This is a genomic window from Pseudomonas sp. Bc-h (genome assembly GCF_002080045.1).
GTDB lineage: Bacteria > Pseudomonadota > Gammaproteobacteria > Pseudomonadales > Pseudomonadaceae > Aquipseudomonas.
Genome location: NZ_MUIN01000007.1, coordinates 418,492 through 431,167 on the forward strand (window position 1 = coordinate 418,492; position 12,676 = coordinate 431,167).

9 protein-coding genes are annotated in these 12,676 nt (G+C 58.1%); 2 read left to right on the forward strand and 7 right to left on the reverse strand.

Annotated elements, in window-relative coordinates:
- Nucleotides 1-74: 74 nt before the first annotated feature.
- Nucleotides 75-227 carry a hypothetical protein gene (locus BWR59_RS32570; protein WP_178111229.1) on the reverse strand — a complete coding sequence of 51 codons (153 nt, stop codon included), beginning with the start codon at nt 225-227 and terminating at the stop codon, nt 75-77.
- Nucleotides 228-622: 395 nt separating this feature from the next.
- Here BWR59_RS32570 and BWR59_RS14795 point away from each other — a divergent pair, with 395 nt between their 5' ends.
- Nucleotides 623-1,411 carry an EAL domain-containing protein gene (locus tag BWR59_RS14795; RefSeq protein WP_081566370.1) on the forward strand — a complete coding sequence of 263 codons (789 nt, stop codon included), beginning with the start codon at nt 623-625 and terminating at the stop codon, nt 1,409-1,411.
- 255 nt (nt 1,412-1,666) lie between these two features.
- The gene (locus tag BWR59_RS32630; RefSeq protein WP_081566371.1) at nt 1,667-4,114 is read left to right on the forward strand and encodes a PAS domain-containing protein; all 2,448 of its coding nucleotides are present in this window, start codon (nt 1,667-1,669) and stop codon (nt 4,112-4,114) included.
- A 142-nt stretch (nt 4,115-4,256) separates the two neighbouring features.
- Here BWR59_RS32630 and BWR59_RS14805 read toward each other — a convergent pair whose 3' ends face one another.
- From BWR59_RS14805 to BWR59_RS14830, 6 genes are all read right to left on the reverse strand, one after another.
- Nucleotides 4,257-5,159, reverse strand: coding sequence for a manganese catalase family protein (locus tag BWR59_RS14805; protein ID WP_081566372.1), 903 nt, complete (start codon nt 5,157-5,159; stop codon nt 4,257-4,259).
- A gap of 298 nt (nt 5,160-5,457) precedes the next feature.
- A complete protein-coding gene (locus BWR59_RS14810; RefSeq protein ID WP_081566373.1) occupies nt 5,458-6,183 on the reverse strand; it encodes a transporter substrate-binding domain-containing protein in 726 nt (241 codons plus the stop codon).
- Between the two features lie 66 nt (nt 6,184-6,249).
- Nucleotides 6,250-7,575, reverse strand: a complete 1,326-nt coding sequence (locus BWR59_RS14815) for an MFS transporter (RefSeq protein ID WP_081566374.1) — start codon at nt 7,573-7,575, stop codon at nt 6,250-6,252.
- Between the two features lie 61 nt (nt 7,576-7,636).
- Complete coding sequence (locus tag BWR59_RS14820) at nt 7,637-8,689, reverse strand: lactonase family protein (RefSeq protein WP_081566466.1); 1,053 nt, start codon at nt 8,687-8,689, stop codon at nt 7,637-7,639.
- Between the two features lie 272 nt (nt 8,690-8,961).
- On the reverse strand, nt 8,962-11,640 hold the full coding sequence (acnA, locus tag BWR59_RS14825) for an aconitate hydratase AcnA (protein WP_081566375.1): 2,679 nt from the start codon (nt 11,638-11,640) through the stop codon (nt 8,962-8,964).
- A gap of 145 nt (nt 11,641-11,785) precedes the next feature.
- The gene (locus BWR59_RS14830) at nt 11,786-12,676 is read right to left on the reverse strand and encodes a LysR family transcriptional regulator (RefSeq protein ID WP_081566376.1); all 891 of its coding nucleotides are present in this window, start codon (nt 12,674-12,676) and stop codon (nt 11,786-11,788) included.

Genomic DNA, 12,676 nt, shown 5'->3' on the forward strand with positions numbered 1-12,676 from the left:
AAAACATCGGTCAACTGCCCCTCCCGGGGGCTGGCGCCTGCGCAACCCCTTGGGACTGCCGACGTCCAACACACTCACGGGTGATTGATAACGCCGGTCATGGCGGTGAACTCGCTCTGTTTGTGCTGCAGTTTGTCGAGCACCTCGGACGGAGTGGACTCGCGGAACACCACCATATGCCCTACTTCCTTGCCCCCTTCCGTGACGCGCTCGATATCGTTGATCATCTAGGTCTTCAATTCCTCTGGGGTGATGCCAAGCTCTTGCGCGACTTGCTGGTGAAATTTTTCCGCGTCGTACTGGTTGAATTGATCATTGTTCATGGGGTGCCTCCTGAGTGGGCTGTCAGGGTATGGCTACGCAGCAACCAAACAGTTCAGTTGTCTGGATGAGCCGATCCTTGTGCGAATGGCGCAAAACTGCTTGAGCAAATGCGCTTGAAGCGCCTCGGTGCGGCAACGTGTGCGTTGTCAAATTGATCAAAATGAATCAGTGTCGATCCGGTTAAATGACACTATTCGAGAATGGATGAAGGGTTCCAACGCGTGCTTCAGGAAACGCGTGAATCGCCGAAAACTTATCAAGCACAAAGGATTCAGGCCACTTGAGGGGCTATACCAGCATGAGCCAGCGCACATCCACCAAACCGTTCCAGTCCGTTGGATGCGCTGAATGCCGCAATCTGGAAGGCCTGGGGTTCGACTTCACCATGGCTTTCCAGCCGATCTTCAACATCAGAAGCGGAGCCGCGTATGCATATGAAGCGTTGGTGCGTGGGCTGAATGGGGAGTCGGCGGCCACCATCCTGGGGCAAGTCAACGACGGCAACCGTTACCGGTTCGACCAGGCTTGCCGGGTCAAGGCCATCGAGCAGGCCGCAGCACTCGGGCTGCTGGGGATCCCGGATTGCAAACTCAGTATCAATTTCCTCCCCAATGCCGTTTACCGCGCCGAGACCTGCGTTCGCGCCACTCTGGAAGCGGCCCGGCTTTTTGACTTTCCGGTCGAGCGCCTCATGTTCGAAGTCACGGAAGGTGAGCGAGTGGAAGACCCGGAACACTTGAAAGCCATCTTCCAGGAGTACGAACGTCAAGGCTTCACCACCGCCATTGACGACTTCGGATCGGGATACTCCGGGCTCAACTTCCTGGCGATGTTCCAGCCTCAGGTCCTGAAGATCGATATGGTGCTAACCCGGGGAATCGATGCCGACCGCGTGCGCCAGGCGATCGTCGAGGGCATCATCCTGGTGGCAAACCGGCTGAACATCACCGTCATTGCCGAAGGCATCGAGACGCAGGAGGAATGCGAAACGCTGCTGAAAATGGGCGTTGAGCTGATGCAGGGCTATCTGTTCGCCCGGCCAGCGGTCGGGGCGCTGGCAGGCATGTCGCAGCATCCCAGGCCCTGATTGTCTGGAACATCCCTGTTTACCGGGCGCGTCACCGGACTCGACGAAAATCGTCCGCACCCGGCGATGTTTCAGATGTCCTAGAAAAATACGCGAGCCTTTTCTGAGAAGACTCGCTATACATCTCGGCAAGATATCGCGGTGGCTAATGGATTTCTCGGCAGCACAGAGGGTCGTAGCCTGCGTAGTCCCCCGTAGCCAGTGCTGAGTCATTCCCTACTTTGAGCGTCACGTGCCCAGTTCCAGGAGTTTGCTATGCCATCCATTGACCTGAGTTTGCTGGGTGGACGCTATTCCCCTGTGGCGCTCATTGAGCGCGAAAGAAAGGTGCTAGGCCAGATCGCCGCCGGCTTGCCGCTGGGGGAAGTACTGAATGACCTTCTTCTTTCCATTGAAGCCCAGAGCCACGACATGAAGGCTTCGGTGCTTTTCCTGAGTGAAGACGGTCAGTACATGCTGCATGGCGCGGCTCCCAGCCTGCCCGCTCCCTACAACGAAGCGATTCACGGGATCGCCATCGGCGAAGGAATTGGCTCTTGCGGAACTGCAGCGGCTCGCGGCACACCGGTCTATGTTGACGACATCGCCACCAGCCCGTTATGGCAAGGATACGCAGACCTCGCGATTCCCCACGGTTTGCGTGCATGCTGGTCGATGCCGATCAAGGCGGCGGACGGCAAAACCCTCGGGACCTTCGCCGTTTACTATGGGGAACCGCGTTCTCCAAACGATGGTGATATCGAAGCCATCTCGATCATCTCTCAGACCGTTGCGCTGGCCATTGAAAGGCATCGTTCGGACCAGCGACTGCTCAGAAGCCAGGATGAGTTGCGCGATCTCAACACGTACCTGGAGCGCAAGGTCAACGAGCGCGCCACCGAACGCAGCCGCACATGGTTACTGAGCAATGACTTGCTTGCGGTCGTCAATGGGCAGGGGGTCATCGAGGCGTCCAACCCGGCGTGGACGATTGCCTTGGGTTGGTCTCCCGAAGAGTTGCACACGACCTTTCTGTCCTTCGTCCATCCGCAAGACGTACCCGGCACTGAATCCGTCTTCACCCAGGCCGCCAATGGCCGGCCGGTCTCCCGCTTTCAGAATCGCTTTCGGCATCGCAACGGCAGGTACCGCTGGATGGCGTGGGTTGCGGTACTGGAGGACGGAAAGGTCTATTGCAGCGGACGCGACATCACCTCCGAAAAAGAGCAGGCAAACAGTCTGGCGATTCGCACTCAGGAGCGAGACCGCGCCTGGGGGCTGTCTCAGGAGTTGCTGGTCATCGCGTCGCCCAACGGCACGCTGGATGAAGTCAACGGACGCTGGACCGAGCAATTGGGATGGGCTGAACGCGAGCTGGTCGGGACGACCTTTTCGGACTACACCCACCCGGATGATCTCGCCGGCTCGCTGGCCGCGTTCGCCAACATATTCGAGACACCGCTGACCGTTCCCTATGAATACCGACTGCGCCATAAGGACGGTTCGTACAAATGGTTCAGCTGGACAGGCACCTTTGAAGATGGCCGGGTGTACGCCGCAGGTCGCCATGTGACCAAGGAAAGAGAACAGGCCGAGGCCCTGCGCCAATCGCAGAAGATGGAAGCCTTCGGGCAGCTCACCGGCGGAGTGGCGCATGACTTCAATAACCTGCTGACGGTGATCCGGTCTTCAACCGATTTGCTGATGCGCCCCACCCTGACCGAAGAACGCCGAATCAGGTACGTGAGCGCAATTTCGGAAACCGTGGATCGCGCCGCGCGGCTGACCGCACAACTGCTCGCCTTTGCCCGCAGACAAGCCTTGCAGCCAGAAGTGTTCAGCGTCTGCGAAAATGTCGATGCCATCAGCGGGATGATGAGTACCCTGAGCGGCTCACGAATCGATACCGTTATCCAGCTCCCGGACTTGCCCTGCTGTGTGAACGCTGATCCAAGCCAGTTCGATACGGCGTTGGTGAATATGGTCGCGAACGCCCGTGACGCCATGATGGGCGAAGGCAGGCTGACCATAACGGTTCGCTCGGTTGAATCCATGCCGTCCGTGAGGCTGCACCCCGCCTTGACCGGGCCTTTCGTTGCCGTGTCGATCACAGACACCGGTACCGGCATCGCAGCGACGCAGCTCGAGCAGATTTTCGAGCCGTTTTACACCACCAAAAGCGTCGGTGAGGGCACAGGATTAGGGCTCAGCCAGGTATTCGGCTTCGCCAAACAGTCCGGTGGCGAGATCGCGGTTGCCAGTGAACTCGGGAAAGGCACGACGTTCACCCTTTATCTTCCAAGGGTGAGTGAAGCCGGCTGGACTTCCGGACAGGAGCTCGCTGACAGCCCACTGGAGGATGGCCACGGCACTTGCGTGCTGATCGTTGAAGACAATAGCGATGTCGGCACCTTCGCCGTTCAGGCGTTGACCGAGCTGGGGTTCAGGACAGTTCTTACCGCCAGTGCGCACCAGGCCATGGCTGAGCTTGAGTCTGATGCCGACCGTTTTGATGTGGTGTTTTCCGACGTTGTCATGCCGGGCATGACAGGCATCGAGTTCGCTCACCAACTCGCCAGGCGTTACCCGCAGCTGCCGGTCGTTCTGACCTCCGGCTACAGCCATGTGCTCGCGGACACAGGCTCGGATGGCTTCGAGCTGCTGCACAAGCCCTACTCTCTTGATCAGCTTTCCCGGGCGCTGCGCAAAGTTGTCAGAAAGTGAAGGGCCATAGGTGCTTCACTCATGCCATGCATTGAGGCGTGAGTCCAGGCAACTCTTCCTTCGTGGGTAAACGGCAAAGCCCGTGCAAGCACGGGCGAATAGTTTGAAATCCTTCACGAAACATTGGCTCCCGCTGGCGTCATTACCGCGCTGGAGCGATCTCTAAAGGCTCACCTTGCGCCACTCCCGATCCGAGATCAGCCCCGGTCATAGGGTCCGCAGAGGTATCGGATTTCGTGCGTTCCTTCATCATGGTCAGTGTCACCGAATCTTCTTCACTCAACACAACGGTAGCGGTGCCGTCCCCGCCGTCGACCGCTGGATGCGGATTCTCGACGTAATCGAACTCAGCGTCGCTGTTCCACGGTCCACGTACATTTGGCTCGCCGTTCGACATGCTGAAGTACGTACGGCTGAACTCAGGCATCCCCGGGAGTTTGCCCTGCGGGAAGTTCGGTTGTATCGAGTGAAGGGCCTTCTCGAACGACAGTTGATGAGCGATCTCCCTAGTCATCAGGAACCCGAGCGCGTCCTTGATGCCGGGGTCAGCAGTGACGTTCATCAGTCGCTCATACACAATCTTGGCCCGCGCCTCAGCGGCGATATTCGAACGAAAATCTGCGGTGGGCTCGCCGATGGTATCCACGTAAGCCGCTGTCCATGGCACGCCGGCAGAGTTGCACAACGGCGCGCCACCGCCGTAAAGCAGGCTGGTGATGTGCGAGTCATTGCCGGCGCCATTGAGATCGCGGTACAGCTCGCCCTCCTCCTGCACGCCCTCAGCCATTCTGCCTTTGGCCCCCTTGTTCAACAGCACGATGATCGAGCCGATGATTTCAAGATGGCTCAGTTCTTCTGTGGCAATGTCGAGCAGCAGATCCTTGCGACCTGGATCTTCCTCGGCCAATGCCTGAGTGAAATAACGCGTGGCGGCAGCCAACTCGCCTTGCGCGCCTCCGAATTGCTCTAACAGCAAGTTAGCCAAGCCTGGATTAGGTTCGGCCACACGAACGGTGTACTGAAGTCTTTTGTTGTGAAGAAACATGATGGAACTCCCGATCAGGCGGACTTTATCTATGGGGCAAATGAGATGATTCTTTTAGTTGAACCGTTTATTCATTGCCGTATGAGCTGACACGCTCATAGATGTGATGAAGCCCGCACCGGGGAATTCAGCGCGTTCAGGCTGAAGACGACCAAGGGTGACGAACGATCAGACTGCACTTGATGCGAACTAACAGACCGATGGTTGACTGGAAATTAAAACAACTCAGGTGAGGGTGACTTTAACTAACAATCAACTCATACATGACCGTAATGTCGACAGGAAAGAATGCGCCCTGTCAGAGCGCAACCGTCACATCCGTCTGGCCGTTATCCGCCAGCGCTTTGTGAACGAACCCTTCGCGCTTTTTACGCTCGACGAATTTTTTGACGTAAGCGGCCCCCGCTTCGAGTTGTCGGGGCACTGCCATCGCCTGTCGGATTGACGTGAAAGCGTCGTCCAGCACACGATATCGATCATCCGCCAGGGCAGTTTTTTGCAACGGCTGGCGAACACCTGCAGCTGCGTCCAGTGCACGGTCGATAAACATGTCGACCGCAGAAGCAGAAGTTTCCGTGCGCTCCAACTGAGCATGTTCAAGCGTACGAGTGAGGAAAAGGTCGTATGCGGCGCCCCTGCCGACGGCTAGTCTCAAGCCGGGTTGATCCAGTTCGCTGACACTCTTGTAGGGTGACTCTGTGGCCACCAGATAAGTGCCTTCGATGATCACGTAGGGGGCGCTGAAGGCGATCTGCTCTTCGCGCGCCGGTTCGATGGCCAGAAACGCGACACGCCATGCGCCACTTTCCAATGCGGCAAACACCTTGCCCGCTGCATCGAAAGTGATCATTTGCAGGGCCACCCCAAGTTCCTCGGCGAGCGCTTGCGCCAGCGCCACGGATACACCTTTGGGCAGCCCGTCACTACCCTGTTGGGCGAGCACCGGATTTCCGAAATTGATCGCTGCACGAAGAACGCCCTCAGGGGCGAGATCGTCCAGTACCTGCTGCGTTATCAAACTCATCTGTTCATTCCGTTCATCGAGCTGGGAGAAAATACCGGTGCCGCTCAGAGCCCGCAGGGGGATCGCCTAGTGGGCTTCCCGACTGGCCGGGTTGTGAGCCTGCGGAGCCTCTTTGTTGGTGACCCGCATAAAGAAGGTCATCAAGAAACCTGCCAACAGCAACATGCTGAGAAACAGCAACCCATTGGCTGCGCTCTGGCTGTTGCCCTTCACCATACCAATCATTGACGGGCCGACAAACCCGCCCAGATTGCCAATCGAGTTGATGACGGCAATCGAGACCGCAGCGGTGGTCCGGTCCAGAAACAGCGTAGGCAGCGCCCAGAATGGCGATTTGAAACTGTACAACCCTGAAAGCGCCAGGCAGATCATCGCCATCGCGATGTAGGGATTGTGCAGCAACCCCGCCCCCACCAGACCGGTTGCAGCAACCAGCAGCGGAAACGCCGAGTGCATTTTGCGTTCATTACGCTTATCGGAGCTGCGAGACCAGAGGATCATGGCGGCGGTCGCGACGATGTAAGGCAGCATGGCGATCAGACCGATCTGGGTGTGCGTCAAAGACTCGGAGAAGCTTTTGATGATCTGCGGCATCCAGTAGCCAACGCCAAGACTGCCGCACTGATAGACGAAGTAGATAAACGACAGGTAAAGCACCTTCGGGTTGGTCATGGTCTTCACCACGCTCAGACTCTTGACGTTTTTCCGGCTTTGGCGATCCCGCTCCAGCTCCGCCAGCAACCATGCCTTCTCTTCGGGTTCGAGCCATTTGGCCTGTTCCGGCTTGTCGGTCAGGAAAAAAAAGCAGGCGACTCCGAGTACAACCGCCGGCGCACCTTCAAGAAACAGCATCCAGCGCCAGCCACTCCAGTTCATCCAGCTGATGTTGTCCATGATCCAGGTGCTGAGCGGCGCACCAATGATGTAGCTGACCGGAATGGCCGCGGTGAACAGCGCCACCGTGGTCGCCAGTTCCTTGGCGCGGAACCAGAACGTGAGATAGACGATGATGCCGGGGAAGAAGCCGGCTTCAGCCACCCCAAGAAAGAACCGCAAGACATAAAGCTGATTGGCGGACTGCGCGAAAGCGGTTGCCGCCGCGATACATCCCCATGTCACCAGGATGCGAGCGATCCAGACTCGAGCGCCAAACTTGTTGAGCATGACGTTGCTCGGCACTTCGAACAGGAAATAGCCGATGAAGAATATCCCCGAGATAAATCCGAACGCCTCGCTGGACAAGGCCAGCTCCTTGTTCATTTGCAGGGCGGCATAGCCAATGTTGGCGCGGTCCAGGTACGAGACGATATACAGCAGGAAAACGAAAGGAATGATGCGCAGCGTGATCTTGCGGACAATCGCCGACTCGTCCACTGGATTGTTTTTGTTCATGGCAACCTCACGGGAAGCAGGCGTGTGCCTGCCTCTGTTGTTTTTGTCGATCCGTCGGCGTTCAGGCAGAGAAAACCATACACACGGGGCTTCCTGTCGAGACCGAGAAGCCGGTCTTGCTCAGCGCGCCTTTTTTGGGGTCCACCGCCATCGAGATGATGGTGTCGCTGTCCTCGTTGAGCGCAAAGAGGAAGCGCTCGTTGGGCGTCAAGGTGAAGAAACGCGGTGTCTTGCCATCGGTGGGCATGAACTCGACGGGGCTCAACAGACCGGTTCCCTGATCAATCGAGAACGCGGCAACGCTGTCATATCCACGGTTCGACGCGTACAGGAATCGCCCGTTGCGATCGACCTCGATCTCCGACGCACGACTGTTGCCCGTGAAGGTCGACGGCAGCGACGGCAGCACTTGCAGCGGCTTCAACGACCCATTGGTGGGGTCGAAGCGGTAAGTAGTGACCGTCGAATCGAGTTCGTTTACCACGTAGGCAAACGGGGCATGGGGATGCAACGCCAAATGTCTGGGGCCTGCGCCCTCGCGAGTGGTGACGAATGGTTGATCGGCGGGGAACAGCTTGCCGTTGTCGAAACGGAAACTGAAGATCCGATCCAGCCCCTTGTCCGGCACCAGTACGAAATTGCCAGAATGATCGAACGGATTGAAGTGGGGTTTGGAGAATGGTTGCTCGACCCGGTGCGGACCCATGGGGCCTTCGAGTTTCAGCAACTGATTGAGCGAGCCCAGCGCGCCGTCTTCACTAACATTCATTACCGCCAGTGAGCCGCCGATGTGGTTGGACACCACCAGAAAGCGTTCGCTGGGGTCCAGTGCCAGATGCACTGGATTTTTCCCTTCACAGCTTTGCTGATTGATGAACGTCAGCTTGCCGGTTGCCTTGTCGATACTGAAGGCGCTGACATCGCTCTTGTCGCCATGCACGGTGTACAGCCGGTCACAGGCCTTGTTCAGCGCCAGGAACGAAGGGTTCACAAGATCCTTGACCACCTGAACCAGCGTCAGGGTGCCTTGTTCCTGATCCACCTCATAGACAGTGATGCCCTCGCCGCGAGCATTCCTTTCACGGGTGGTGCGTGACCCGACATACGCGTACATAGGGGTTGTTCTCCGGGTGGCAGATGATTTTTTACTGGAAGGATCAGCGGCAATGGCCAGCCCCGCAGGCACCAGTGAACTCAACAGGGAAATTCCCGCCACCGTGCCGAACTGTTTGAGCAGTGTGCGACGGCTCGCTGCCTGAAAGAGTGAGTGTGGAGCCTGAATGACAGACTCGGCCTGACCTGCGTCTTTATCTTCGCCTTGCATGGTTGCTGTTCCTTATTATTGTTGATAGCAAATGCCCGGTCGTGGGGAGCCGGGCGCTCCGATCAATGCCGGGTGCGCGCGACCACCTTGCGAATCACGAATGGCAGCACTCCGCCGTTGGTGAGGTAGCGAATTTCCTGGAGCGAATCGATGCGCACACCCAGTTCGATGCGCAGTTGCTCGCCGCGTGTGCGGTGGACGATCAACGTGACAGCGTTGTCGCCGACCGCGAGATCATCCAGCCCCAGGAAATCAAAGCGCTCACTGCCGTCGAGACGTAAATCCTCGACGCCCATGCCTTGAGTGAACTGCAACGGAATCACGCCCATACCGATCAGGTTGCTGCGATGAATGCGCTCGATACTGCGAGCGATAACGGCTTTGACGCCGAGCAAAGCCTGGGCCTTGGCTGCCCAATCCCGGCTCGAGCCTGCGCCGTAGTTGATGCCGGCAAACATCACCATCGGGATCTGTCGATGCGAGTAGCTTTGAGACGCCAGATACACCGGCAGGCACTCGTCATGATCGGCGTTCCAGGCCCAGCCGCCCTGCCCCTGTTGCTCCTCACCCAATAACAGGTTTCGCACTGTCTTGTTGGTAAATGCGCCACGCAGCATCACTTCATGGTTGCTGCGGCGCGTGGAGTACTGATTGAGGTCCTGAGGGTTCTCGCCGCGTGCGAGCAACCATTGGCCTGCCAGGCTGTTTGCCGGTATGGCCCCCGCCGGGGAGATATGGTCCGTGGTGATGTTGTCACCGAGCACCATCAACACCCGCGCACCGCTGATGGCCAGACTGGCCTTGGGCTCGGGCGTGATGCCCGCGAGGTATTCGGGACGACGCAGGTAGGTGGAATCAGGGCTCCACGGAAACTGCACGCTGCCCTCGGCGGATAACGCCTGCCATTGGTGAGTGCCCTCCCACACCGTCGCCAGACGTTGCTTGAAAAACTCGGGCTTCACCACTTCGATGACCTGAGCCGCAACCTCCGCGTCCGTGGGCATCAGATCGCGCAGATAAACCGGGTTGCCTTCTAAATCCTGCGCCAGCGGCTGTGCCTCGAGATCGATATCAATGGTCCCGGCGATCGCGTATGCGATGCACAGTGCCGGAGAGGCCAGATACCCGGCCGGCACTTTCGGATTTACCCGGCCTTCGAAGTTTCTGTTGCCGGAAAGCACGACCACGCCCTTGAGCCCCTGATCTGCAAACACTTCAACATGCTCTTCCAGCTTCCCGGAGTTACCGATGCAGGTCATGCAACCGAAGCCTGCCAGGTCAAAACCAAGCGCCGAGAAGTCTTCGAGCAACCGCGCTTCGGCCAGATAATCAGCGACCACCTGCGAACCCGGAGACAATGAAGTCTTCACCCATGGTTTGCGTTTTAGCCCCAGTGCGCGGGCTTTTCGGGCGAGCAGGCCAGCCTGGATCATCTGCGACGGATTTGCAGTGTTGGTGCAACTGGTGATCGCAGCCATGACCACAGCGCCGTGAGTGATCGACTCGTTGAAGACTGGATCGTGAAAACGTTGCGCAACCGGACCTGCGATAAGGTTGTTCGCACCCATGACGCCCTCGCGAAAAGACGCTGCTGCATTGGCCAGGCTCTGACGCTGATGGGGTTGATGGGGACCGGCGACACTCGGCTCGATGCTGGCGAGGTCTAGCTCGATCAACTCGTCGAATTGCGGTTCGGCAGTGCCGTCACGTCGCCACAGAGGCTGTGCGCTCATGTAGCTGAGGACTTTTTTACGCAACTGTTCGTCACGTCCTGTCAGCTCCAGATACGACAGGGTTTCATCGTCGAATGGAAAGAACACCACGGTGGCGCCATATTCCGGAGCCATGTTGGACACCGTGCCGCGAGCCGCCCAGCTGAGGGTCGTTACGCCGGGGCCAGTGAATTCGACGAACTTGCCGACCACCGTACGTTTACGCAGGATCTCAGCGACATGAAGGGAAAGATCGGTGGCCGTGACGCCCGGCCGCATGACGTTGGTGACACGAATGCCGATCACCTTCGGAAAACTGATGGGAACCGGCTCACCCACCATTGCCGCCTGACCTTCAAGCCCACCCACTCCCCAACCCAATACACCGATGGCGTTGATCATGGGGGTGTGGCTGTCGGTGGCGACCATGTCATCGGGATGGAGCATGACCTGTCCATCTTCGAGCGTGGTTTCCCAGACGACCTGGGCCAGAGCTTCCATGTTCATCTGGTGGATGATGCCGGTGCCTGGCGGGATGACACCAAAGTTGTCGAGGCTCTTCTGCGCCCACTTGATAAACCGATAACGTTCGCTGTTGCGGCGAAAATCGATGTCCAGATTGCGCTCCACCGCGTCAGGCTCGGCGTATCGCTCGACGATCACCGAATGGTCGATGGTCAATACGGCCGGAATAAGCGGATTCATGGCCTTGGGGTCGCCGCCCAGCTCTTCCACCACGTCTCGCATGCCAGCAAAGTCGGCCAGCGCCGGCAGGCAGGTGGTGTCATGGAACATCAAGCGGTTGGGCTGAAACGGCACCTCACAGTCAGGCCCCTCCTCGACGGCGCGGGCCAGCACCGATGGCAGCGCTCCAGGGGAACAACGGGCGACGTTTTCCAGGAGGATGCGGATCGAGTACGGGAGTCTGGCGACTTCGGAAGGAGAAAGCATCTTGTGCAAATCGACGTAGGCGAATCGCTCGTTGTCGATGACCAAATGATTGAGAAGGTCACGGGCAGTCTCGGTCATGCTTTTATCGCTCGGCTTTTATAGTTGTCACGGTCGCCGGGAATGACAGGGCGAGTCGCTGATGAGCCGATGGTAGGAGCACTTGAGGAGAAGGAAAATTGATCAATTACCACAGCAGCGTTCTCCATTGGAGAACGCTAAACCATCAGTCCCTGTCCAGACGAAGATGGTCAATCAGGGTTTTCAGCGTTGGCGTGGCCGCCTCGTACTTCTTGAATGTCAGCAGCAATGTGCGTTCCGCCCAAGGCTCGTCCAGCGCGATTGCCTTGAGCCTGTGGGTGCGCATGTATTGCTTGACGACGCTCAGAGGCAGCACCGCCAGCCCAAGACCCGTGGACACCATGCGACACATGCAGTCGAAGCTGCTGATGCGGATTCGCACCTTTATGGTCATGCCTAGCTTTTCTGCCTCGCTGGTCAGCAAGGTGTGTACCGAGCTTTCCAGGTGAGGCCCCACGAACTCATGCTCCAGCACTTCACGAAACCTGATGGATTTGCGGCTTGCCAGTAAGTGCTCAGCAGGGACCACCAAGGCAAGCTGGTCGTTTCGATAGGGCACGGTTTCCAGGCCCTGGGAGGCGGTTTGCATCGCAATGATGCCCAGATCGGCGCGTCCGTCCGCCACCGCACGAATCACGGCGGACCCGACACGCTCCTCGATGTCGAACTTGATCTGGGGATACAGGGCGACGAAACGCCCAACGTCGTCAGGCAGGAACTGCGACAGCGCCGAGGTGATGGCATGGATGCGCACATGGCCTTTGACGCCTGAGGCATACTCGCCCAACTCGTTGTCGAGCTGCTCGACCGTCTGCTTGAGTTGGCGGGCATAGAAGAGCAATGACTGCCCGGCCGGGGTCAGTTCAACCCCGCGAGCATTGCGCACCAGAAGCGGCGAGCCGGTCTGAGCCTCCAGCTCTGTAATTCGCTTGCTGACTGCCGAGACTGCCAAATGCTGGATACGAGCCGCCCGAGTCAGGTTGCGTTCTTGAGCGACTGTGATGAACAGCTCCAGGCTGGTAAGGTCGTAGCGCAT

Bases quoted from the DNA above. Each gene is read 5' to 3' on its own strand.
- BWR59_RS32570 (WP_178111229.1), bottom strand. From the start codon at position 227: ATGATCAACGATATCGAGCGCGTCACGGAAGGGGGCAAGGAAGTAGGG.
- BWR59_RS14795 (WP_081566370.1), top strand. From the start codon at position 623: ATGAGCCAGCGCACATCCACCAAACCGTTCCAGTCCGTTGGATGCGCT.
- BWR59_RS32630 (WP_081566371.1), top strand. From the start codon at position 1,667: ATGCCATCCATTGACCTGAGTTTGCTGGGTGGACGCTATTCCCCTGTG.
- BWR59_RS14805 (WP_081566372.1), bottom strand. From the start codon at position 5,159: ATGTTTCTTCACAACAAAAGACTTCAGTACACCGTTCGTGTGGCCGAA.
- BWR59_RS14810 (WP_081566373.1), bottom strand. From the start codon at position 6,183: ATGAGTTTGATAACGCAGCAGGTACTGGACGATCTCGCCCCTGAGGGC.
- BWR59_RS14815 (WP_081566374.1), bottom strand. From the start codon at position 7,575: ATGAACAAAAACAATCCAGTGGACGAGTCGGCGATTGTCCGCAAGATC.
- BWR59_RS14820 (WP_081566466.1), bottom strand. From the start codon at position 8,689: ATGTACGCGTATGTCGGGTCACGCACCACCCGTGAAAGGAATGCTCGC.
- acnA (WP_081566375.1), bottom strand. From the start codon at position 11,640: ATGACCGAGACTGCCCGTGACCTTCTCAATCATTTGGTCATCGACAAC.
- BWR59_RS14830 (WP_081566376.1), bottom strand. From the start codon at position 12,676: ATGCGCTACGACCTTACCAGCCTGGAGCTGTTCATCACAGTCGCTCAA.